The organism is Syntrophotalea carbinolica DSM 2380 (assembly GCF_000012885.1).
In the GTDB taxonomy this organism is placed as follows: domain Bacteria; phylum Desulfobacterota; class Desulfuromonadia; order Desulfuromonadales; family Syntrophotaleaceae; genus Syntrophotalea; species Syntrophotalea carbinolica.
In genome coordinates this window covers 2,900,568-2,922,078 of record NC_007498.2, presented here as the reverse complement: position 1 = coordinate 2,922,078, position 21,511 = coordinate 2,900,568, and the positions used below count along the sequence as shown (strand labels likewise).

Annotated in this window: 21 protein-coding genes; 8 read left to right on the top strand and 13 right to left on the bottom strand. The window is 57.2% G+C overall.

Translation table 11 applies throughout. From position 1 onward, the window contains the following. Position 1: 1 nt before the first annotated feature. Positions 2-283: a hypothetical protein gene (locus PCAR_RS13540; protein ID WP_011342248.1), complete on the bottom strand. Its 282-nt coding sequence runs from the start codon at positions 281-283 to the stop codon at positions 2-4. A 15-nt stretch (positions 284-298) separates the two neighbouring features. Next, positions 299-958 (bottom strand): YigZ family protein, encoded by a 660-nt coding sequence (locus PCAR_RS13535; protein ID WP_011342247.1) that lies wholly within the window; start codon positions 956-958, stop codon positions 299-301. Positions 959-1,235: 277 nt separating this feature from the next. Here PCAR_RS13535 and PCAR_RS13530 point away from each other — a divergent pair, with 277 nt between their 5' ends. Beyond that, positions 1,236-1,565: a hypothetical protein gene (locus PCAR_RS13530; protein WP_011342246.1), complete on the top strand. Its 330-nt coding sequence runs from the start codon at positions 1,236-1,238 to the stop codon at positions 1,563-1,565. A 48-nt stretch (positions 1,566-1,613) separates the two neighbouring features. Here the strand turns inward: PCAR_RS13530 and PCAR_RS13525 are convergent, their stop codons facing one another. The 8 genes from PCAR_RS13525 to PCAR_RS13490 all read right to left on the bottom strand — a co-directional run bounded on the left by PCAR_RS13525 (position 1,614) and on the right by PCAR_RS13490 (position 8,706). After that, complete coding sequence (locus PCAR_RS13525; protein WP_011342245.1) at positions 1,614-2,207, bottom strand: hypothetical protein; 594 nt, start codon at positions 2,205-2,207, stop codon at positions 1,614-1,616. Then, entirely contained in the window at positions 2,179-2,994 is an 816-nt protein-coding gene (locus tag PCAR_RS13520) for a ParA family protein (protein ID WP_011342244.1), read from the bottom strand. Before PCAR_RS13520 ends, PCAR_RS13525 begins: the two co-directional genes overlap by 29 nt. Positions 2,995-3,152: 158 nt before the next feature. After that, on the bottom strand, positions 3,153-3,731 hold the full coding sequence (locus tag PCAR_RS13515) for a hypothetical protein (RefSeq protein ID WP_011342243.1): 579 nt from the start codon (positions 3,729-3,731) through the stop codon (positions 3,153-3,155). 19 nt (positions 3,732-3,750) lie between these two features. Further along, positions 3,751-4,263, bottom strand: coding sequence for a 4-vinyl reductase (locus PCAR_RS13510; protein WP_011342242.1), 513 nt, complete (start codon positions 4,261-4,263; stop codon positions 3,751-3,753). Positions 4,264-4,277: 14 nt separating this feature from the next. After that, on the bottom strand, positions 4,278-5,054 hold the full coding sequence (locus PCAR_RS18015; RefSeq protein ID WP_011342241.1) for a DUF4388 domain-containing protein: 777 nt from the start codon (positions 5,052-5,054) through the stop codon (positions 4,278-4,280). 88 nt (positions 5,055-5,142) lie between these two features. Next, entirely contained in the window at positions 5,143-6,486 is a 1,344-nt protein-coding gene (locus PCAR_RS13500) for an FIST signal transduction protein (protein WP_011342240.1), read from the bottom strand. Between the two features lie 234 nt (positions 6,487-6,720). After that, positions 6,721-7,320 carry an ACP phosphodiesterase gene (locus tag PCAR_RS13495; protein WP_011342239.1) on the bottom strand — a complete coding sequence of 200 codons (600 nt, stop codon included), beginning with the start codon at positions 7,318-7,320 and terminating at the stop codon, positions 6,721-6,723. Positions 7,321-7,380: 60 nt separating this feature from the next. Further along, positions 7,381-8,706, bottom strand: a complete 1,326-nt coding sequence (locus PCAR_RS13490) for a M23 family metallopeptidase (RefSeq protein WP_011342238.1) — start codon at positions 8,704-8,706, stop codon at positions 7,381-7,383. 255 nt (positions 8,707-8,961) lie between these two features. Between PCAR_RS13490 and PCAR_RS13485 the strand changes: the two genes are divergently transcribed. After that, entirely contained in the window at positions 8,962-10,098 is a 1,137-nt protein-coding gene (locus PCAR_RS13485) for a M20/M25/M40 family metallo-hydrolase (protein ID WP_011342237.1), read from the top strand. 13 nt (positions 10,099-10,111) lie between these two features. Further along, a complete protein-coding gene (gene hrpB / locus PCAR_RS13480; RefSeq protein ID WP_011342236.1) occupies positions 10,112-12,646 on the top strand; it encodes an ATP-dependent helicase HrpB in 2,535 nt (844 codons plus the stop codon). 47 nt (positions 12,647-12,693) lie between these two features. On the opposite strand, the gene PCAR_RS13475 is transcribed toward hrpB, so the two are convergent. Beyond that, positions 12,694-13,503, bottom strand: a complete 810-nt coding sequence (locus tag PCAR_RS13475) for a mechanosensitive ion channel family protein (protein WP_011342235.1) — start codon at positions 13,501-13,503, stop codon at positions 12,694-12,696. 106 nt (positions 13,504-13,609) lie between these two features. Between PCAR_RS13475 and PCAR_RS13470 the strand changes: the two genes are divergently transcribed. Then, positions 13,610-14,782, top strand: a complete 1,173-nt coding sequence (locus tag PCAR_RS13470; protein ID WP_011342234.1) for an MFS transporter — start codon at positions 13,610-13,612, stop codon at positions 14,780-14,782. A 62-nt stretch (positions 14,783-14,844) separates the two neighbouring features. Here PCAR_RS13470 and PCAR_RS13465 read toward each other — a convergent pair whose 3' ends face one another. Next, positions 14,845-17,034, bottom strand: coding sequence for a methyl-accepting chemotaxis protein (locus PCAR_RS13465; protein WP_011342233.1), 2,190 nt, complete (start codon positions 17,032-17,034; stop codon positions 14,845-14,847). Positions 17,035-17,365: 331 nt separating this feature from the next. Continuing rightward, positions 17,366-18,088 (bottom strand): winged helix-turn-helix domain-containing protein, encoded by a 723-nt coding sequence (locus tag PCAR_RS13460; RefSeq protein WP_011342232.1) that lies wholly within the window; start codon positions 18,086-18,088, stop codon positions 17,366-17,368. Between the two features lie 312 nt (positions 18,089-18,400). Between PCAR_RS13460 and PCAR_RS13455 the strand changes: the two genes are divergently transcribed. The 4 genes from PCAR_RS13455 to PCAR_RS13440 are packed head-to-tail and all read left to right on the top strand — an operon-like array spanning position 18,401 to position 21,433. Continuing rightward, the gene (locus PCAR_RS13455; protein ID WP_011342231.1) at positions 18,401-19,240 is read left to right on the top strand and encodes an HAD family hydrolase; all 840 of its coding nucleotides are present in this window, start codon (positions 18,401-18,403) and stop codon (positions 19,238-19,240) included. A gap of 13 nt (positions 19,241-19,253) precedes the next feature. Beyond that, positions 19,254-19,793, top strand: coding sequence for a DUF2284 domain-containing protein (locus PCAR_RS13450; RefSeq protein WP_011342230.1), 540 nt, complete (start codon positions 19,254-19,256; stop codon positions 19,791-19,793). Positions 19,794-19,819: 26 nt separating this feature from the next. Next, entirely contained in the window at positions 19,820-20,428 is a 609-nt protein-coding gene (locus PCAR_RS13445) for a flavodoxin family protein (protein ID WP_011342229.1), read from the top strand. Between the two features lie 36 nt (positions 20,429-20,464). After that, positions 20,465-21,433, top strand: a complete 969-nt coding sequence (locus PCAR_RS13440; protein ID WP_011342228.1) for a D-2-hydroxyacid dehydrogenase — start codon at positions 20,465-20,467, stop codon at positions 21,431-21,433. Positions 21,434-21,511: the final 78 nt, after the last annotated feature.

The window sequence follows — 21,511 nt, the reverse complement described above, 5'->3', positions numbered from 1 at the left end:
CTTATGGGGCTTGGCCCGGTTGCCAGTCTTCATCCACGACGGTAACCCGCCCCAGGAAACCGTAAGAAACCATGCTCATTTTAGTGGTGTCCTTGGTGGCCGATGCGATCAGGAAATTGGAATAGTCCAGGTCGCTAAAACGCGCAAGATTCTGCTCTTCGGAATAATACTGCCCGCCCGGAAGCTGGTCGGAAATAGCCTGCTGATGGGCGTCGAGGTCCGGGTTGGTGTAGGCGGCATAGCCGATGGCCGCTGCAATGACGAGCATCAAAAGTTTTTTCACGATTTTTCCCTCCCCTTATGGAATTGAATCCGGATGATCCGCAGCTGCGTCTGACTGCGAGGTAGCTTTGATTCGGATACGTCCCCGACAGCGATCCTGTACCCAGGTGCAAAAATCGGATACGCGGCAGCTGGGTAAATTCACGAACATCTCCACGGTTTGAGCATAACGGATATCCGCCAGAGTAAACCCCTTGTCGGCCACCAGACGCCTTACGGCATCTTCATCGGCGAAGGGTACCAGCAGCTGCACCGTCTGCGACGGTACGAATGCCTCCAGCGGTACCTGTTCCAGGGCTTTTTGAACCACTCCCGAATAGGCGCGCACCAGTCCTCCGGTGCCAAGATGAATGCCGCCGAAATAGCGCACGACCACGGCCACCACCTCCCCGATGCCGCTGTGGCGCAGTATATTGAGAATCGGCCGGCCCGCCGTGCCCTGCGGTTCGCCGTCATCGCTCATGCCGAGATCCATGGTCGCAGCCGGGTCGCCGGCCACAAACCCCCAGCAATAGTGTTGCGCGCCGGGCCAGCGGGTTTTTGCCTCGGCGATGAAGCGGTGGGCTTCTTCACGCCCCTTGGCACGCCCGACAACAGCGGTGAATCGACTGCGCTTGACTTCCTGTTCGACGGCGATGGTTTCGGTCGGTATCAAAAAGGTTGCTGGGATCGTCATGAATCGTAGTTTTCGGGGCTTGGTGACAGACCGCCGGTTCCCTCTGCACACGTTTTGCCTGGGGTCGCCGGAATCAGATGTCACAGGAGTTTTCGCTGCGCCGGTCAAGGCGCTCGATAGTTGTAAACGCCGAATCGGTACTATGATAGGGCCTATTCATGTGTGTGACCAGAACATTTTTACGCAGAAGGGGGCCGGTGCCGCCGAGCCCGAGTCGACATGCTATAAATATCTATGAGGTCTATGCGACAAATATGATGACACAAGAGGTGATCCTATGCGGGGTTGGAACGTTCTTTTGCTGTTGGCGGTCTCTTGCCTGGGTAACGGGATTGGTTACGCCGCTACGGAAGTAACGGTTGATTGGGAGAGCGGGGAGGTGGAAGTGCGCAAAGAAGAACCCCCGGTAGTCCAAGATGTGCCTCAGAAACCGGACGACTCCGTCGCTGTCTGCGAAAAACGCAACCGGCGATTGCGTTCCGTCATCCGAACCCAGCAGGGCATTATCCTGCAACAACAGCAGAAACTACAGGAGCAACAGCGCATCATCCGACATCAGGACAATGTTATCCGGGGGCTCGATCTGTTACGGCGCCAGGGTAAGTGATGAACGGATAGCTCCTGCCGCCAGGGAAACAGGGGCTTTGCAAAAGGGCTAATTCATGTTCGCCAGATTGGCGATAATGTGTTTTGACATAACGTGCTTTGATGCATTGTAGGAAGCGTCCGGTGCGACCAGTCCCACAATGAAATATTCGGCACTTTCTCCCGGGGTGACAAAGCCGACCAGACGGCGTTTGTTAAAGTCGAGATCTATCCACAAAAGCCTGCCTGCTTCGGGGTCGATGCGCTCCAGTTGATCCATGGCGTAGATCAATTCCGCTCCCGTGCACTCGAAGCCATGGCCGGGGATACGGCCGCGCATGGCGATGACAAATCCCTGTGAATCGACCACAAAGGCGGATTCGGCACGGGTCACGCCCATACACCATGCGATGCAGCTTTCCCAATCGGCGAAGGGCTGTGACGGCGCATCGACAGACGATGTGCCTGGAGTTGTTGCATCCGGTGGCTCGGGGAGGGAAGGTTGCGCTGCTTTGGCCAGCTTTTTTTGCGCGGACAGCCGCACGAAGGAGCGGGGTTCCTGGCGAAAGGTAGCGGTGTGCTGTGCTTGTTTGCGTGGTGCCAAAGTCGACAGGATCTGTCGGGCGTACACCAGATTATATGAGTTCACGTTGCGGCCTTTCATCTTCGACTCCCATGTCGCCACCCATATCCTGGATGAGGGTTTTGATTTCGCTGGCCAACATTTCGAAGCGTTTGGCTTCCGGGGGGTATCTGCCGGGCAGGAACGCTACCGGCAGCCCTTTTTCACTGGCTACATGGAATACTTCCGCACGCGGGATGTATGTTTCCAGCACGCCATGCAGGGACGACCAGGCGGCATTCATTATGGTGAAGGAAACATCCTTGTTCAACTGCACCATGATGGCCAGAATCCCGAGTAACTCCAGATCCTGGTTTTCATTTTCCTTGACATGCTGGATGACATGCAATGCTTGCGAAATGGAGCGCAGCGCCAAGGGCTCGGCCTGTAGCGGGAGCAGGGTGTGGGTACTGACAGACAGGGCCGCGCGCGTGACGGAACCGAGGCCCGAGGGGGTGTCGATGATGATGTGGCGGAATTGATTCTCGACTGCCGATACGATGTCCTTCAAGGCATCCGAACAGCGCAGGACATTTTCGTAAATGTCTATGTCCAAAGGATCCAGACACCCCCGTGCCAGGATGGAGAGCTGTGGGAGTTTGGTTTGTATGATGACTTCATCCAGGGGCGTCTCGTCCACGATATGTTCCGCCAGGCCTCGCCATTCCGTGTCGTTACGGGCCAATGAAAACCCCACCGCCCCGAGGGGGTCAACATCGATGAGCAGGGTCGAATCTCCTGTTTCAGCCAGGGCCACTGCGAGATTCAGGGCAATGGTGGTTTTTCCCGCCCCGCCTTTGGAGCTGATAATCGAAATAATATTCGCCATAATTTTATTCACCGCATTACATGAAGCGCTGTTGGTTCGACCGGGCCTGCCTACTGGTACGGTCCTGGGATTGCCTGGTCCGCCATTGCGATTTGTGTTGCATAGTCGGAAGGGCCCCTATCGCAGCTTGGGCCCGTTTACAGAAGTGACGGCTGTGGTCACTTCAGGGTAACGATAAATTCCCCATAAGTGTCACCGGTTTCCAGGCCTTTGGTCTGTTTGCAGACAAAGGTATTCATGCCATCCGGGTAAGGGTCGGCGTAGGCCAGATCGAAGAAGGCCTGATTGAGTCCGCGCAGCATATACGCCCGCAATCCTTCTCCCTGGCTGTCCGCTTCGTAATAATCAAAGGCGCGGATAATCATTCTCTGGCCTTCTTTAAGCTGTACGATGCCCGATTTGGCCCAGCCCCAGGCGGTAAAGGCCGCATAGGCACCGCGCAGGATGTCTTTCTCGCCTTCGGTAACCATAGGCATGACGACTTCGCTGAAAATATCGGAAGTGATGATGCCGCAACCGGTGTGATAGCCGCATTCATAGGCAGCCCTGACCAGGCCCGCTTCGATTTCTTCTTTGCGCTCGGGGGCCGCGGCGAGCAGTCTTTCCGTCAAGGTATTGAGCAGGGATACCGGCAGCAGGTTGACCAGCACCTCGTATTCGGGGATCAATCCCTGTTCGTTGCTCTGCACGGTAACCTTGGCAAGGGCTTTTACCACGTTATTACGCATGACCGTCATTTGAGTCTGTTCTCCTTGTTCAGGCCGCTTTGACGACGAAGACGCTTTGTTCTTCGCCTGTGACCATGCTGGCGGTTTCAGTGACGACGTAACTTCTGGCGGGGCGATTGAAAAGCGCGGCAAAAGCGGCGGCTACATAACCGCGGGTAAAATGATTGACGGGCTTGTCGTGGTTGCCCCATTTTCTCAGCCAGCCTTCATCGATATGGGAGTGGATCAAACGGGCTTCGCCGTTTTGTTCGTCACCCTTGATACTCATTTTTCCCAAGCCGAAAGCTGAAAAGTACCGGGTGCATACAGCCGCCCTGTCCTGGGTGGAGCTGATGGCGTTTTTCTGAAAATAATCGTCAAAAATGGCGCGCATGCTGTCTTCAACCGTTTCGGCCAGGATCTGGGGCCCGCGAACATCGCCGAGATCTTCCGCCAGCTTGGTTATAAGCGCCAGGTAGTGATGCGAGTGCATGACCACCGGGTGTCCGTTGAGGTAGTGGCGGTAGGTTTTTTCATCGAGGGTAAAATCGAGGTTAAGCATCGTGATGTTTCCTCCTAGAATGACAGGCCAAGCTCCTGGAATAACTTTTTGGTCTTGTGGCGGATGATGCCCAACTTGGATGCATCGGGGGTAACGACGGCGGCGATGGCATCGCCTACCGGTTTGCACATGATGACGGCGCTGCCGTACTCGATGAACATGTCCTGGAAACAGTTGATGTTCAATTCCGTACCCATTTCCTCAATGCCGTTGATGGCGTGGGCCAGAGATGCACCGAGTTCGTCGATATTGATGCGTGCGCTGCTGCCGGTGGATTCAATGACAAAACCGTCACGACCGACGACCACCACGGCATCGATGCCGGAGATCTCCAGCAGATTATTCATGACCTCGGTAGACTCTCTCGGTTCCTGTTCCATATGCGTGCTCCCTTCTTCAATCTCTTGCTCGGTGATGGGTGAGAAACTGTTCGCCTTGTTTTCCAGCAGGACAATGGCTTCAAGGATGGCATGCTGAACGGGCAAGCCGATGGATGTTTCCAGGGGGGCGATGCCGGGCAGAAAATAGAAAGTTCCCTTTTCCCAGTTCATCATGGTGGCGAAACTGTGGAGGCCCGTCGTTTCGCCGGTCCGGGCGGAAAGGATCTCTCCTTTGGCGAAATAAATCATGCCCTCGTCATTTTCCGGTTCGCGTATGATTCTGATGGCGCCGCTTTTGGCACTGGCGGCCAGAAACTGCAAAAGATCCGTAATGGTGGTCAGGGACAGACTGCCGTGCAGACCGTTATCCTTCGGAGGTCCTGTCAGGGTGGAGCTGTTGAAACCGGTCATGGGAAACCATCCTCATTGTGAAGGTGTTCACTGCGGATTGTTGCCATTGGTATTCGGGAATCCGGTCCTGGGGCCAGGTATGTTCATGTCAGCCGAAGACCAGCATGGTTGCTGTTTGATTGATATGCCCTATGTACTGTTCGCCATAGGTACTGAATCCGACGGTTGGAATATCGGTAAAAATCCTGCCGTATTCGGTGGAAAGGTTTTTCTGCCGCAGGTCGAGTGTTCGCAAAATGCAGTCGAAATCGAGTATCCCGGATATGCGCCCCATTGTTTTCTCGGCCCGGGAAATGGCGTCACGAGTGTCGCTAAGCATGTCGGTTGACTCCAGGAGGGAGAGCTTCATGCCCTCTTTGACGCTGCAGTAAAACGCCATGGTGTCGCCCTTCAGCCTTTGCGGGCTGCGGACATAAGGCTCGCCGTCGACAATAAGGCCGATGGGGTTGCGCATAAACCGGCGGCTGACTTCTGGGGTCGGCACCCCGATGGCTTCGGCATAGGCCTGGGCTGCGGGTTTGCCGTTAAACGCAATGACTTCCCGGTTGGCTTCGTTGGCCCGGGTGACCTTGAGGGTTTTGCCCAGAAGGCGGAAGCTTTGCGTTTTTATGAACGAAAAACGAACCCCCGGTTTCAGCAGGGCAAGCAGGGCGGCATTCCGGTAACAGTTGCCGTTGGCATAAACATAGGTGCCGGTGAACTGCAGATCGTCCCCGGCGGATCCTCCGATAAAAGGCACGTTGGTCAAATCGCCGAGGGTTTCCGTCACCTTCTCTTCCACCCCGGCCAGGCCATCGATCAACAGCAGGCCCACATAGCGGGTCGGATCCATGGCGGCCACCGGTTGCCCGAAGTGTTTTTCAAAATTCCCGAATGCCTGTTCGATGCCGTGGCGTTGCCCGAGGTTCCGGATAACCTCGAGTTTAAGATCCGGTGCCATCTCGGCAGAAAAAGCCATGGCGACGACAGAGTCGTTGAGCATGGCTCCGCTGGTGATTTCCCCCGCCGAAGAACACCCGAAAACCTGCGCCTTGGGAAAGGCGTCCTGCATCTGGCGGCTTATGGCCTCGGGAGCATGGACGGTGGACGCGAAAAAAATGACAGCGGACGGATCCAGGTCTGCGATCTGGCTTTGGATTTCCCTGACGCAATCGGCCGTTGTGGTTTTGCTGGAGAAGGCTGTCTTGATTTTTCCCGCGCCGGAGCGTTGCCGTGCTGCGGGGGTGTTTTTGCCGCCGGTGCCTGTGAATGCCTGCTTCATGTTTTCAAGTTTGGCGATAATGGCGGGGTCGTCATCCGACTCGGCGGTGAATTTAGCCGGGTTGATTCCTTTGAGAATCATCTTGGTTTTGATTACACGTTCCAGTACGGGATTGTTCGTTGCCGTCTGGGCGATGATGCTGTCGATCATCTGCCGTATTTTCCCTGCCATGAAACACCTCCTGAAAAAGAAATCATCCTTCAGCTGCTCAAACCGAACAGGGTTTGTGCAGCTGAATACCTTTGTTTGTGGGGTTGATCTTGCCGAATGGTGTTGAGGGGAGTGCGAGGAGACAACCTTGGCAAATGAACTCAAGTAGCTATGATTAATATATTAAAAGCAAGGTTTGTGTCAATAGATTAAATTTTACTACAAAATGTTGTTTGATTATTGCGCTTCGGGCTGTTATCGGGATTGCATGAGATGCCGGGATGGAGGGCTCTGAAACCGGTGGCGGCATTCCACCATAAAGGCGGTAAAGTCCGCTTCAAGGCCATGACGGTTTCGCAGGATTTCCGCCTTGCCGGTGGCCAGCAGGTTCGGACGGCTGAGGCGCGATGCCAGCCGATGCAGAACGCTGTCGATATGCTCGATGTGGCGCAGGGCAACAAGCCAGTTGGCTGCCAGCATGCGTGGCAGACTCGCTTGCAGCCTTTTGGGAAGGGTGCTTTGGTGATGCTGAAGGAGACGGTAAATGGAGGTGGCGAAGTCCTCCAGAGGTTGATGGTGGTAGGTTTCCCAGTTTTGCGCCAGGAAATGGTCGTAAGCCATGTCGACCAAAATCCCGCGGCAGTGCCGCAAGGCCGGATTCAGACGTTTTCGACTGCGACGAAACACCACCGAGGTTTCGGCAAAGCTGTCGAGTCGCCGGTGGTGCATGATGCCATGGCGTATGCCGTCGGGCAGCCGTTGATCGAGTGGCCCCTTGACATAATCCCCGAATAACGCCCCCAGGCGACACTCCGGATGCGGATCGACCAGATAAAGATGCAGCAGATGGTTCAAAAAGCTTTCCCGTTGTATATCCTTGCGTCCGCCTTGCTGAGGCAGAGCGCAGGTTCGCGTTTAATTGGCGAGGGTGTTCGTGTCCTCAGAGGTCAGCTGATTGCCGACCTCAAGCTGGGCTGTCTGGATAGCGTCTATGCCGTCCAGGCGGGATGCAAGTCGATTCACCACCAGCTTGAAAGACGCCAGTCGCTGCGAGGAAACAGGCGCCGATGGCGGCGATTTGACTTTAAGGGGATTGACGGCCACGCCATTTTTATACATACGAAAATCGAGATGCGGGCCGGTTGAACGCCCCGTGGTTCCGACATAGCCGATGAACTGTCCCTGACGGACCTTGACGCCTTTTTTAATGCCGCGCCCGAAACGGCTCATATGATTGTACATGGTGACCCACCCGCCGGGGTGGCGAACCTTGACACAGTTACCGTTGTAACGCTTATACGCCGCAAAGGTAACCGTGCCGTCGGCAACCGTCTTGATCGGGGTGCCGGTCGGTGCGGCGTAATCGATGGCGGGGTGTGGTCGCACTTTTTTCGTGATGGGGTGCAAGCGCCGCATATTGAAGCCGGAAGAGATCCGTGAAAAGGACAACGGCGCTTTCAAAAAAGCCTTGCGTACGCTGCGGCCTTTTTCATCGTAGTAGGCCGGGGCCTGGTCTCCATCCTGGAACAGGTAGGCATTATATGCCTGTCCCTGATTGGTAAATCGGGCCGCCAGGATGCGCCCATAGCCGGCCTCGTTTCCTTCCCTATAGCGTTTTTCCACCAGGGCTTCGAAAGAGTCGCCAACCTGAATGTCGCGGATGAAATCGATATCCCAGGCAAAGATATCGGCCAGGTTAATGGCCAGTGCCTCTTTTTCGCCGCTTGCGACCACGGCTTCAAACAGGCTGGAGTTGATGGTGCCGGTCACCAGTTCGGTTTTGACCGCATATTCGATGGGGATTTTGCTGACGGCGAATCCGTCGCCTTCCGGTTTCACGACAAGTTGCTCTTCGCGGTCAATATCGTACACGAAGCTTTCGAACCTGCCGTCGAGCAGGCACAGCTCGTAGTTTTGCCCGGCGCACAGCCGGGAAAGGGGAAACACCGACTGGGACGACTGATTGAGAAGGTAAATCTGCCGCGGGGTGAAAATGTCTCCAAGCAGCGACGTGACGGTATCCCCTGGCTGGACGGTGCTTTTGGTCACTTTTCTGTCGATGACCGGGGCCGGGGGCTCCGCCGGTGCGGCCAGGACCGGCTTTTCCGGAGGGGCGGAGGTTTTTCCGAACCACAGCCCGAGAAAAAAGCACCCCACGGCCAGTCCTGTCGCCAAACAAAGCAAGGTGTAAAGATTTTTCGATTTTTCGAAACGCCGGGGCGGTTGTCTGTCTCGCAGCATAGGATTCTCTTGTGGTTGATGGTCGGGGGATGAAGCTCACGGGGCGGATCATAATCCGCGATTATGCTACCAGCTTCTCGCCGCCATTGTCCAGCGGTTCGCGATGATCCACAGCGACCGTTGCAAGGTCGTTGCCAAAGCATGGTCATATAGTCTATGTATGTAGTCGGCAGGGTTGTCCGCGAGAACATCCGTGCAAGCTTGTCGGGGCGGCAGATACGACAATTTAACTTCATCGCAGATGGGGGTGTGGATATGGTAAACAGCGAACGTCTGATTGCAGAATTTGCCCGGCAGGCCGGTATAGCCAGTCCGTCTTTTCGGGAAGGGGAAATCTCCCGTTACCTGGTTGAACGTTTCGAGGGACTTGGCATGACGGTGGTCATGGACGATGCGGGGCCCAAGGTCGGCAGTGAAAGCGGCAACCTGATCGCCACCTTGTCGGCCAGGGGCAAAGTTTGCGAGCCGCTGTTGCTGTCGGCGCACATGGATACGGTGGTGCCTGCCGACGGCGTCGAGCCGGTTCTTTGCGACGGCGTTTTCACCAGCGCCGGGGATACCATTCTGGGTGCCGATGACAAGGCCGGTCTGGCCGAAATTATCGAAGCGCTGGAGGTGGTCATCGAACAGGACATTCCCCATGGCCTGATTGAGGTCGTCATCACCATCTGCGAAGAGAAGGGCCTGCTGGGCGCCAAATATCTCGATTACTCCAAAGTGGTTTCCAAACGCGGGCTGGCCCTCGATACCTCCGGTACCGACCGTGTCATCAATACGGCACCGGCGGCCAATAAAATGCGCATCGTGCTGACCGGGCGCGAATCCCATGCCGGCATCGAGCCGGAAAACGGGGTCTCGGCTATCGTCGCTGCCGCCAAAGGCATAGCGGCCATGCGTCTGGGGCGTATCGACCATGAAACCACAGCCAACATCGGCACCATTCATGGCGGCCAGGCAACCAATATTATCCCCCGCCAGGTCGTTTTGGAAGGCGAAGCGCGCAGTCACGATCCTGCCAAGCTCCAGGCCCAGACCGAGCATATGCTTGCCTGCCTCAAACAGGCCACCGGCGCGACGCAGCAGATCGTTCAGGGGGACCTGGTGACGGTAAGTATCGAAACCGAGGTCCTCAGCGATTATCCCCATATGGCGGTGGCGCGAGAGGCCGGCATCCTGCAGCTGATCGAACAAGCGGCCGAACGTCTCGATCGAACCATCGAACTGCGGGATGGCGGGGGAGGCAGCGACGCCAACATTTTCAACGGTCACGGTATCGAAACGGTGATTATCGGCACCGGCATGACCGATGTACATACCATCGACGAGTCGGTGCGGGTGACGGATATGGTCCGGGTAGCCGAACTGCTGGTGGAGGTTATTCGCCTGGCCTGAGGTCCCTGTCTTTATGATTTCGAATTACGGAAAATTCCCCATCGATAGTATCCTTGGCGATGTTGCGCTGGCTTTGCGATCGAACCAGGCCGCCGTCTTGCAGGCCGAACCGGGGGCCGGCAAAACCACACGTGTTCCTCTGGCATTGTTGGATGAGCCCTGGTTGGCCGGCCAGCGTATTCTCATGCTCGAACCGCGTCGGCTGGCAGCGACCAATGCCGCGCGTTATATGGCCGGTTGCCTGGGGGAACAGGTCGGCGCGACCGTCGGTTATGCCATTCGCTTTGATCGACGAACTTCGGCGGCGACCCGTCTGGAGGTGGTCACCGAAGGCATCCTGACCCGGCGCTTGCAGGCCGATCCGACTCTTGAGGGGGTCGGTCTGGTGATTTTTGACGAGTTTCACGAACGCAATCTGAATTCCGACCTGGCCCTGGCCCTGTGCCGGGATGCGCAGCTGGGGTTGCGCGAAGATCTCAAGCTGCTGGTCATGTCGGCCACTCTTGATGGCGAACCGGTGGCGCGTCTGTTGGGGGATGCACCGTTGCTGCGCTGTCCCGGTCGCTGCCATCCTGTGGAGGTGACCTACCTGCCCCGAGAACCTCAAGGGCCGCTGGCCGAAGTGGTCGCACGGGCCGTGCGGCGGGCGGCTCGCGAAACCGAAGGCGATATGCTGGTGTTTTTGCCCGGTGCCGGGGAAATCCTTCGCTGCCGCGATCTGCTGTTGCGGGAACCGGTTGTCGACGATCCGCAGATCAACGTTTTGTATGGCGATTTGCCTTTTGCGGAGCAGGAACGCGCTTTGCGCCCCGGGCCACGGCGCAAGGTGGTGTTGGCGACCAATATTGCCGAAACCAGTCTGACCATCGAGGGGGTGCGGGTGGTTATCGACAGCGGTTTTATGCGACAGTCCCGATTCGATGCAGGCTCCGGTCTGCCGCGCCTGGTTTCGGTGCGGATTACCGCCGCCAATGCCGATCAGCGCGCCGGGCGCGCCGGGCGTCTGGGGCCCGGTCGCTGTTATCGACTCTGGACCGAAGCTACCCATGGCGGTTTGCTGCCTTTTGCCGCACCGGAAATACGCAGCGCCGACCTGACCCTCCTGGCTCTTGAACTGGCCCGCTGGGGGGTGCCGGATGCCATGTCTCTGTGCTGGCTCGATGCGCCGCCCGCCGGTGCTTTGAGCGCAGCGCGGGCATTGCTCCGGCAGTTGGGGGCTCTGGACGCCCGGCAGCGCCTGACCCGTTTGGGGCAGGCGATGGCCGAGCTGCCGGCTCATCCCCGCATCGCCGCTCTTCTGGTGGCCGGTCGTGGCAACCCCCTGGCACCGTGGGCCTGCGATCTGGCGGCTTTGCTGGAAGAGCGGGATCTGTTACGGGGCAACCGCCGCGCATCCCATGCCACGGACAGCGATCTGCTGGAACGTCTCGATATTTTGCAGGCCTGGCGAACCAAAGCGTCCTTGCCCGAGGGGGTGGATGCCTCCGCCTGTCGAACCGTGGATCGCGCGGCGCGTGCCTGGCGGCGACGTTCGCGTCTGGAGCAAGGGGCACAGACAGCCATGCCCGATGCCGACTCCATCGGTGGACTGTTGCTGGCCGCTTATCCCGACCGGCTGGCACGGCAGCGCGAGGTCGGGTCAAAACGCTATGTGCTGGCCAATGGTCAGGGAGGCTGCCTGTCGCCGCGCAGCGGCTTGCGCGGGACGGAATATCTGGTTGCGGTACATGTCAGCGGGGGGCGCACCGGGGATGCCTTTATTCACCAGGCCAGTTCCGTGGGCCTTGCCTCGATCGAGTCGTTCTATGCTGAGCGTCTTGGCTGGCAGCGCCGGGTTTTCTGGGATGCCGCCCAGCAGCGTATCGTGGCCCGGGAGGAGCGTAGCCTCGGAGCCTTGTTGCTGGCCAGCCGGCCGGTTGAAGCGAGCGGCGATGAAATGCACCAGGCCCTGCTGGAAGGTATCCGCCAGCTTGGCCTGGATGCCCTGCCCTGGGAGGACGAAGCGCGCCAGTTGCAGTATCGCGTAGCTGTGATGGCGGAGGCTTACGCTGAGCAGTCATGGCCGGATCTGTCCGATGACGCCTTGCGGGAAAGCCTTGCGGAATGGTTGTCGCCCTTTGTGGCGGGCATGCGCCGCGCGGCCGATCTGAAGCGCCTCGATCTGGTGGAGGTGTTGCGCAGTCGCCTTGACTGGTCGCACCTCCGTCTCCTGGATACGGAGGTGCCAACCCATCTCGCTGTCCCCAGCGGTCATCGGGTGCGATTGACTTACCAGCAAAACGGGCCACCGATACTGGCGGTTAAACTGCAGGAACTCTTCGGCCTGGCCGATACGCCCAGCGTGGCCGGCGGGAGGGTCGCCGTGCAGTTGCACCTGTTGTCTCCCGCGCGCAGGCCCCTTGCCGTAACCCAGGACCTGCGCCATTTCTGGGACCATGTGTATCCCGAGGTGCGCCGGGAAATGGCCGGGCGTTATCCCAAACATCCCTGGCCCGACGATCCATGGCGGGCGATCCCGACACGCTCCACAAAACGAAAAAAGCCCTGAGGAGCGGCTGCTCCCAGGGCTTTTGGCGATGTTGGCGACTCGCGGTCTCAGTCGGCATTTTCCGGTGCCGGGACGAGATGCACGTCCCGCTGCGGAAAGGGGATGCAGATGCCGGCTTCATCGAAACGCAGCTTGATCTTTTCCATGGTGTCGAAATAGGTCGGCCAGTAGTTTTTCACGCTGATCCAGGGCCGCATGACAAAGTTGAGACTGCTGTCGGCGAATTCGTGCAAGGCGACCACCGGCGCCGGGTCGGTCAGGAAGCGTTTGTCCTCGGCGATGATATCCAGCAGGGTCTGTTTGACCTGCCGGATGTCGTCTTCGTAGCTGACGCCGATGACCAGATCCATGCGCCGCGTGCCCCGTTCGGTATAGTTAATGATATTGTCGCCGAGCAACTTGGCATTGGGAACGATGACGGTGCGGTTATCGGGCGTTTTCAGTCGTGTGCTGAAGATGTGGATCAGTTCCACGGTGCCGGCTATACCGCCGCCTTCGATGAAATCGCCGGCCTTGAAGGGCCGCAGGACGATCATCATGATGCCGGCGGCGAAATTGGACAGCGAACTCTGCAAAGACAAGCCGACGGCCAGACCGGCGGCACCCAATACGGCGATCAGCGAGGCGGTTTGCACGCCCAGCTTGCTCAAGGCGGCGATGATGACAAACGTCACCAGGGACGCGTAGATCAGATTGCCGCAGAAGGCGATCAGGGTCGGATCGAGGGCGCGGGCTTTCATCAGCCTGCGTACCAGTTTTGAAATCAGTTTGCTGAGCCACAGTCCGATGGCCAGGATCAGGACAGCACCCAACAGGTTGAGTCCATAGACGGTCAGCCATGGTTTAATCTGGTTCATGAGTCCTCCCAGGCGAATAGGCAATGGTTCTACATTAATCAAATATCGAAGTTATGCAACTGTAAAATGGACGGCGCTGTCCGGCTGCGTCAAATCTGGAGCCAGCATGGTTTGTTTTTCGTCACAATTGTACAGCCGGGCCTTCTGGGCCATGTCGCTGGCCAACTTTTCCACTGCGGCCAGTTTCGGCGTGTTTTTTTTGTTTCCTCTTTTTATCGAAGCGCGTGGCGGATCCGAAGCCGATATCGGTATCATTATGGGGGTATTCGGGCTGGCGGCGACCCTCTGTCGTCCCTGGGTTTCCGGATTGGTCGATCGCATCGGCCGGCGACGCAGCTTTACCGTCGGTTCCCTGATGATGGTCGGTCTGCCCGTCGGATATATGTTGTTGTCCGGCCCGTTGGCCGGATTCTATCCGGGGTTGATGTTGTTGCGGATTCTGCATGGGGTGGGCATGGCCTTGTGCTTTACCGCGGCGTTCACTTTTGTTGCCGATATCGTGCCGCCGGAACGTCTCAACGAAGGGATCGGGATCTTTGGCATATCCGGACTGGTCGGCATGGCGGTCGGTCCGGCCCTGGCCGAGTTCGCGCTTCACCGTTACGGTTTTTTCGCCATGTTTGTGGTCGCTTCGCTGCTTGCCGGCGTCGGGCTGGTGGCCCACCTGCCACTGTCCGAGCCTGTGATCGAACGGCAAGCCCGTGACGTGGACACCTCGTTCTTAGACGTTCTCAAACGCCCTAAAATCACGACCGTGGCCTTGCTGGCCATACTGTTCGGTCTGGGACAGGCGAGCACCGGAAACTTTGTGGCACCGTTGGCCGCAGCACGCCAGGTGGTACATGTCTCGCTGTTTTTTGTCGCGTATTCGGTGGCGGCCGCACTGGTGCGGATCGGTGGGGGGCGTTTGGCTGATCGGGTGGGGGAGTTGCGGGTTATCCCCTACGCCCTGGTCATTACCGGAGGGGGATTGCTGGCTCTCAGCGTGGCTTACCAGGCCTGGTCCCTGACTCTGGCCGGCGCCGTGACCGGTTGCGGGCATGGGTTGTTGTTCCCCTCCCTGAATTCCCTGGCGGTACGCGATGAACCGGGCGGTATACGCGGCAAAATTACCGGGATTTACACCGGCGCTTTGGATGGCGGCAACTTTTGCGGCTCCATTTTGCTCGGTTATATCGGTGAATGGCTGGGGCTGCAGATATTGTTCATGGTTGCCGGACTGGCGCTTTTCAGCGGTTTGGTCGTGCTGCCCTGGGGACTACGTCGTCAAGCGCCATGAGAGGTTTTTGCCTCTCATGGCGCCGTCAATCCTGGCGTAGCATTATCAGGCTGCCGCTCGGTTCAGGTTTCCTCATCCTGCGCCGTTTCCGACGGCTTGGGGGAGCGTCGTGATTGTTTCTGCGCCTTGCGGGTTATGGCCTGGGCGCGCAGTTCCGTCCAGGCCGCAAGGTTGTTTTTCTGCATAACCTTGAAATTGCCGAGCAACTGTTTCAATCTCTGCGCCTGTTCCGCCAGGGTCTTTGCCGAGTCGGTGCTTTCCTGCGTGGCGGGTAGATGCTCGGTGGCATCATTGTCCTCTGGCTGCGTTGGCGGATACAGGGTGATGCCGAGGGATTTTTCCCGGCTGGCGACGGCGATTTCCGATGCAAGGTCGGTGATCTTTCCGATGCCGGCAACGATCTTTCGTAGTGTCTGGGCGGTATGGTCGGCCAGCTCGCTGCCGTTGCTGTCGCCGGTGCTCTCAATCAGATCTGCCGTCTCTTTGGCGGCGCGGGCACTGCGGGCGGCCAGGGTCCGCACTTCTTCGGCCACTGCCGCAAAGCCCTTGCTCTGCTGGCCGTCGCGGGTTGCCACCATCGCGGAGTTAAGGGTAAGCAGGTTGGTCTGGAAGGCGATTTCATCCACGATCTTGATGATTTTGGATATATCCTCCGCCGAGGCGTTCATCTCCGCGACGGTCTGTGCCATGCCGTCCATAAGATCATGCCCGTTGGGTTCAGACTGTCCGTCGGGGAGCGGTATGGTTATTTCCGACGAAACATCGGCGGCGCAACTGGCAACCTGGTTGGCAATATCCTGGATTTCCTGCACCAGTTCATTCAGCGCGATGTTGGCCCGGGCCAGCGGCTTGGCGATGAGGCCTTTGGCTTTGAAGGTGAAATCGCCATGCGCCAGCTTATCGAAAGCCGTATGGATTTCTTCCTGCAGGTTGTCGGCAAAATGGTCCACGGCTCCGGCGATTTCACCGATCTCGTCGGAGCGGGAGAAATTCAACCGCTGGTCCAGATTGCCTTCCTCCAAATCGAGGATCATGTCGAGGGTTTGTTTCAGTGGCTTACTGATGCTGCGGGCCATGATCAATCCCACGATAACGGCCACCACGAGCACCAGGGCCGCTACGGTCATCGTGGAACGGATAATGGCAAACAGCCCGGCCTTGACCGAATCCTGGGCCGCCTGCAGATCGTCTTCGTTGAAAATGGCGACAATCACCCAGTCCGAAGGTTCGAAATAGGTCACCGCCGCGGTACGCAGGCGGGGCGCTTTTTCCCCTTTGTGCTGAAACTCAAACCGTTCAAACGCGACAGGAATATCGGTTTCGGATTCGGTATGCAGCGCCAGCGCCTTGTCCACCAGGCTGCGGATGAAGAAACGACCGTTCCGGCTATCCTGAAAATCCCATAAACTGGTGCCTTCCAGTTTGCTTTGGCGGCTGATCTGAACGATGCCGCGATTTTTGTTCTTGCCGCCGAGGATAAAAACTTCACCCGTCTGGCCAACCTGCATGGCTTTTACGCCTTGTCGCAAACTGGCGACATTCTCCTGCTTGGCGCCATAATAAAGAACTCCGATGACTTCCTTGTGGCCCTTGTCCCAAATTGGCTGATAAGCGGTTATGTACCAGGCATTGACGACAAAAGCGCGGCCCAGAAAGGTCTCGCCGCGCATGACCGCCGTAATGACCTCGTTGGGGGTACCGTCCGGGTTTTCGGCGGGGATATAGGTGCCGATGGCCCGCATGCCGTTGTTTTGCAGAACATTGGTGGCAATGCGCAGCATATCTCCCTGTTCATTCATGCGCTGAAAAACACTGGTGGTCCCCCCGGCCAGGCGTTCGACCTCATCGACCAGGGGCGTGGGATATTCGGCATCGCGGTTCTGTCCGAACCACTGATTGCCGAGAAGCATTTTAGGCAAAAGAAGGGATTTTGTTTCTTTGGTAAATTGGTTGACCGCCACCCATCGCACCTTTTCGGAAGCGAAGGAGATGTCGCCCTCCCGATGCATAAGGGCCTCGGTGACTTTGAGATTGTGCAGAACCGTCTCGGTCACCGATTCGCGCATCACCTCGCACATCAGATGGATATTACGCGCTACTTTGGCGGTTTCCTGGCGGGCCTGGTTTTCTATGACGTTGGTGACGCTCTGACCGATGCGTTTTTCCTGGAGGTGGGTAATGCCGACGATAGCCGCTGTCGTGAGCACTACCAGAGTAACCCCCATGGCAATGATTTTGCCCTGGATCTTCATCGCTATTCTCCCCGGAAGGCAAATATCCTCTCTGCGGATCTGCTCGCCCCGGCTCTCATCGCCTGATGGAAGCTAGCGGTGAGCGGATGCCGCAGTGTAAAAAACGCCTTGGTCTTCGATGAAACCGGCCAGGGCGGGAGGATATATTGACTGACAGTGTGTGAATAAGAGGGAAATCATACCCTTCAGGTATGTCATGCCTATAGGCAAGGACAAAATATACCATTTATTGGGAATGATTAGAATAGGGGAAATGTCAAAGCACCGATTCGCCAAAAGGGGTTAGACTAGGCTCGCCAATTTTTGCTGTCGCAGACCCTGGGAAAGGTTGTCATTCCCAGGCGTCGGGTACAAACAGGTATCCTTTGCCCCAGACCGTCTTAATACGGGAATGGTGCCCTTTTTGGTCACCCAGCTTTTTACGCAGGCGCGACACAGAGACATCGATGGAGCGGTCGATTCCGTCGTACGGGATACCGCGCAATCGCCGGTTGATGGTGTCCCGGTCGAGTATGGTACCGGCATGGCCGGCCAGCAGGGTGAGCAGGTCGAACTCGGTGCTGCTCAAGGGGATGGTTTTTTTCTGGAACATGACTTTGCGGGATGGACGGTTGATCAGCAACCGGCCGAAGTGCAGTATTGGCCTTTTGGCCATGTCCGCCGAGAGATCCGATCCCCTGGAGCCGTAAAATCGTTTCAGCAGTGTCCGCATCCTGGCCAACAGGGTATGCGGTTCGATAGGTTTGCTGACATAGGCATCGGACAGCAGGGTTGTATCATCCTGCATGGGCTGAGTATCCGTCGGTTCGGTCAGCACGATCACCGGTCCCTGGTAAACCGTGCGTATATCGTGGAACAATGTATCGGCGTCGGTGGCAGAAGGTGTTGAATCGATAATCATCAGGTCCGGCTTATCGCAGGCGACGGCGGCACAAATGCCAGGTTCCTGCAATGCCGCCATGGTTTCATAGCCGTGACGGTGCAGGTAATCCGTAAGAAAGTTCGACAGACGTTGGTTTTCTCCCAGCAACATGACGCGGAAGGTTCGGTCCATGGTATTCTCCTTTCGGTTGTATCGGAGTCGAGGCGAATGTGTGGTTTTGTTTATTTTGGCGCCCCGTTCTTAGTGTAGTAAGATTAACCATGTTTCATTTTGCAAAAAGAATACCACTCCTCAGCACATTTGCGAAGAACAATCGGTTGCCCCGTTGCCGATATGGTTTTATGGGTTTTTTTGTGGTAATGGTGGTGTGGAATGTCGTTGTTTGCCGACGCCTGCAATTTTTGCCCGGCTGGTTGCCGTCGGTTGGAAGATGCTCCGGCTTGTGCATGGAGCGCGTATCGATACCCTATGAAAAGGACAGGTATGCAGGAAACCATTGCGATCGTATTCGATTTCGACGATACCCTGGCACCGGACAGTACCTCGAGTTTTCTCGATACGCGGGGCATCGATGTGCCGCACTTCTGGCAACACAAGGTGCTCCCCCGGATTGAAGCCGGCTGGGATCCGGTGCCGGCCTACCTTTACGAAATGATCGTGTTGTCCGATAGCGGTTCCCCCATCCGGCGGGACGATTTTGTCCGATGGGGCAAACGTATCAAGCCTTTTACCGGCGCCACGCGGATCTTTGATCGGGTTCGCCGACATGCCGAGTCGATCAACGAAAAGGTAGTGGTTGAATTTTATCTGATCAGCAGCGGTATCGGAGATATTCTGCGTCATACCCGTTTGGCTCGCCAATTCAGCGATATATGGGCCTGTGATTTTCACTATGGCGATGATGGCGGTATTGTCTATCCCAAGAATATTGTCAGTTTCACGGACAAAACCCGCTTTTTATTTCAGATCGCCAAGGGGATCACCGGTCCGGAATGTCGACGCGAACCCTTTGCCGTCAACCGTAAAATCAGCCAACGGCAACTGCGCGTGCCTTTCGATCAGATGATCGTGGTTGGCGACGGTCTCACCGATATCCCCTGTTTTTCCCTGGTCCGCCGCAGCGGCGGGTATGCTCTCGGTGTTTTCGACCGGGACAACAAGGCCAAATGGGGCCGCGCCTGGGGCTTTATCGAAGACGGTCGGGTGTCCAACCTGGTGCCGGCGGATTTCAGCAAGAATTCGGCATTGTCTCTGTCGCTGATGATGGCGGTGGAAAACCTGGCCCGTAAACTCAAGCTAAGAGCCCAGACCTATCAGGGTTAAGAGCGGAGGCTGTATGCTGGATCGTGCCGACGTGGAAAAATTGCTGCGGCAAAGCGGTTACGACGATTTTCGCTGGCTGGCCGGTGCGCAACTGCCGGTGCGCCAGTGGGTCCGGTTCAAATGCCGCTACGGGTGTCCCAATTTCGGCACACATGCGGCATGTCCGCCCTCTGTACCGAACCTTGACGAGTGTCGGGAATTCTTTGCCGATTACGAACATGTTGCCGTTCTTCGCCTGAGCGCATCGGTGAGCGGGCTTGAGGAGGATGAGGTCTGGAACCGTCATGTCGGCCAGGCGCTGCTTGAGCTGGAACGGTCTGTCTTTTTGGCCGGCTACGTGAAGGCACAGGTCCTGTTTCCCGGCCCTTGTCGGTTGTGCCGGACGTGCAGCGGTGAACGACGGACGTGCCACCGTCCCGCCGATATCCGTCCCAGTCCCGAGGCTCTCGGGGTCGATATCTTCGGTACCGCAAGGCTGGCTGGATTTGAGGCGGCAATAGCACAGACTGCAGGACAGCCTATGGCGCGGTATGCTTTCTTGATGGTGGCCTAACCGAAAGACACCTTTACGGAGGTTTTATGCAACAGCCAAAGAAAATCGTGGCCGTGGTCGGAAGTTACCGCAAGGGAGGTATTATCGATTCTGCTGTAGACGAAGTTCTGGCCGCGGCCGGTGAGCGTGGAGCCCGTGTCAGCAAAATCTATCTATCGGAAAAGCAGATCGGTTTCTGCGATAACTGCCGCAGCTGTACCCAGCAACAGGGCGATCGGCGCGGAGTCTGCGTGATTAAGGATGACATGGCCGCACTTCTGGATGAACTTGAAAGCGCCGACGGCATCGTGCTGGGATCCCCTATTAATTTTTTCACCGTGACGGCGCTGACCAAGCGGTTTATCGAGCGCCTGGTTTGTTATGCCTGGTGGCCCTGGGGCGCCAGGGTCCCCAGGTTACGTTCCAAAGGTCGTCCGCGCCGGGCTGTGTTGCTGTTGTCCTGCGCCATGCCGGTATTTCTGGCTCGTATGTTCTGCGGTGCGCCGCGGGAGATGAAATCGGCGGCGACGGTTCTGGGGGCACGGATTGTCGGATTGTTGATTGTCGGCCAGGTCGCGCAACAAAAGAATCAGCCACTGCCTGCTCGTGCCCGAAACAGGGCCAGACGCCTGGGATACAGGATTGCCGGCGAATAGCGGACTGGTGTGGTGTTCCGGACCGGGAGGTCTACAATGAAAATAGTTGTATTGGATGGGCATACCCTGAATCCCGGCGATCTCAGTTGGGATGCACTGGCCGCATTGGGAGAACTGACGGTTTACGATCGCACCGCCCAAGATGACATCATTTCGCGGGCCAAAGGCGCGCAACTGGTGTTGACCAATAAGATTGCTTTTGACGAAACGCGCCTTGCTCAGCTTGAAGGACTTGACTATATCGGTGTTACCGCCACCGGTTTCAATATTGTGGATATTGAAGCGGCCCGTCGGCGGGGGATCGTGGTGACCAATGTTCCGGCTTACAGTACCCGTTCTGTTTCGCAGATGGTCTTTGCCCTGCTGCTGGAAATGACCCAGCAGGTCGGTTATCACAGCCATCTGGTGCGACAGGAGAACCGATGGAGCCGCAGTCCCGATTTCAGTTTCTGGGATAAACCTCTGATCGAACTGGACGGACTTGTTTTCGGTGTGGTCGGTTTCGGACAGATCGGGCGTCAGGTGGCTGATATCGCCCGGGCTTTCGGCATGCAGGTCATCGCCCATACCGCTCATCCCGACAAATATACCGCGTATCGAAAGCGCGGAGACGTTGCCTTTGTCTCTCTCGATGAACTGTTCCGGCGCAGTGACGTTATCAGTCTGCATTGCCCCCTGACCGATGCCACCCGCCAGCTTGTCGATACCCGTCGATTATCCCTGATGAAGGATTCCGCCCTGCTCATCAACACGGCGCGGGGCGACTTGCTCGATGAGCAGGCTGTGGCCCTTGCCCTTGCTCAAAACCGTATTGCCGGGTTGGGAACCGACGTTTTGTCCTGCGAGCCGCCATCCGCCGGAAATCCTCTGCTCAAGGCTCCCAATACTTTCATTACGCCGCATATCGCCTGGGCAAGCTGTGAAGCCCGTCAGCGACTGATGGACATCGCGGTGAACAATGTGCGGGCTTTTTTAGCGGGAACGCCGCAAAACGTCGTGAACTGACCCGGTGCGCAGCAGGTGTATATGCATAATCCCTTGACATTCCGTGGGGAGAATCTATGATGAGGCCTCCTTGCGCTG

Excerpts from the sequence above, each read along its gene's own strand:
- PCAR_RS13535 (WP_011342247.1), bottom strand. The coding sequence starts at position 958 with ATGACGATCCCAGCAACCTTTTTGATACCGACCGAAACCATCGCCGTC.
- PCAR_RS13530 (WP_011342246.1), top strand. The coding sequence starts at position 1,236 with ATGCGGGGTTGGAACGTTCTTTTGCTGTTGGCGGTCTCTTGCCTGGGT.
- PCAR_RS13525 (WP_011342245.1), bottom strand. The coding sequence starts at position 2,207 with ATGAAAGGCCGCAACGTGAACTCATATAATCTGGTGTACGCCCGACAG.
- PCAR_RS13520 (WP_011342244.1), bottom strand. The coding sequence starts at position 2,994 with ATGGCGAATATTATTTCGATTATCAGCTCCAAAGGCGGGGCGGGAAAA.
- PCAR_RS13515 (WP_011342243.1), bottom strand. The coding sequence starts at position 3,731 with ATGACGGTCATGCGTAATAACGTGGTAAAAGCCCTTGCCAAGGTTACC.
- PCAR_RS13510 (WP_011342242.1), bottom strand. The coding sequence starts at position 4,263 with ATGCTTAACCTCGATTTTACCCTCGATGAAAAAACCTACCGCCACTAC.
- PCAR_RS18015 (WP_011342241.1), bottom strand. The coding sequence starts at position 5,054 with ATGACCGGTTTCAACAGCTCCACCCTGACAGGACCTCCGAAGGATAAC.
- PCAR_RS13500 (WP_011342240.1), bottom strand. The coding sequence starts at position 6,486 with ATGGCAGGGAAAATACGGCAGATGATCGACAGCATCATCGCCCAGACG.
- PCAR_RS13490 (WP_011342238.1), bottom strand. The coding sequence starts at position 8,706 with ATGCTGCGAGACAGACAACCGCCCCGGCGTTTCGAAAAATCGAAAAAT.
- PCAR_RS13485 (WP_011342237.1), top strand. The coding sequence starts at position 8,962 with ATGGTAAACAGCGAACGTCTGATTGCAGAATTTGCCCGGCAGGCCGGT.
- hrpB (WP_011342236.1), top strand. The coding sequence starts at position 10,112 with ATGATTTCGAATTACGGAAAATTCCCCATCGATAGTATCCTTGGCGAT.
- PCAR_RS13475 (WP_011342235.1), bottom strand. The coding sequence starts at position 13,503 with ATGAACCAGATTAAACCATGGCTGACCGTCTATGGACTCAACCTGTTG.
- PCAR_RS13470 (WP_011342234.1), top strand. The coding sequence starts at position 13,610 with ATGGTTTGTTTTTCGTCACAATTGTACAGCCGGGCCTTCTGGGCCATG.
- PCAR_RS13465 (WP_011342233.1), bottom strand. The coding sequence starts at position 17,034 with ATGAAGATCCAGGGCAAAATCATTGCCATGGGGGTTACTCTGGTAGTG.
- PCAR_RS13460 (WP_011342232.1), bottom strand. The coding sequence starts at position 18,088 with ATGGACCGAACCTTCCGCGTCATGTTGCTGGGAGAAAACCAACGTCTG.
- PCAR_RS13455 (WP_011342231.1), top strand. The coding sequence starts at position 18,401 with ATGCAGGAAACCATTGCGATCGTATTCGATTTCGACGATACCCTGGCA.
- PCAR_RS13450 (WP_011342230.1), top strand. The coding sequence starts at position 19,254 with ATGCTGGATCGTGCCGACGTGGAAAAATTGCTGCGGCAAAGCGGTTAC.
- PCAR_RS13445 (WP_011342229.1), top strand. The coding sequence starts at position 19,820 with ATGCAACAGCCAAAGAAAATCGTGGCCGTGGTCGGAAGTTACCGCAAG.
- PCAR_RS13440 (WP_011342228.1), top strand. The coding sequence starts at position 20,465 with ATGAAAATAGTTGTATTGGATGGGCATACCCTGAATCCCGGCGATCTC.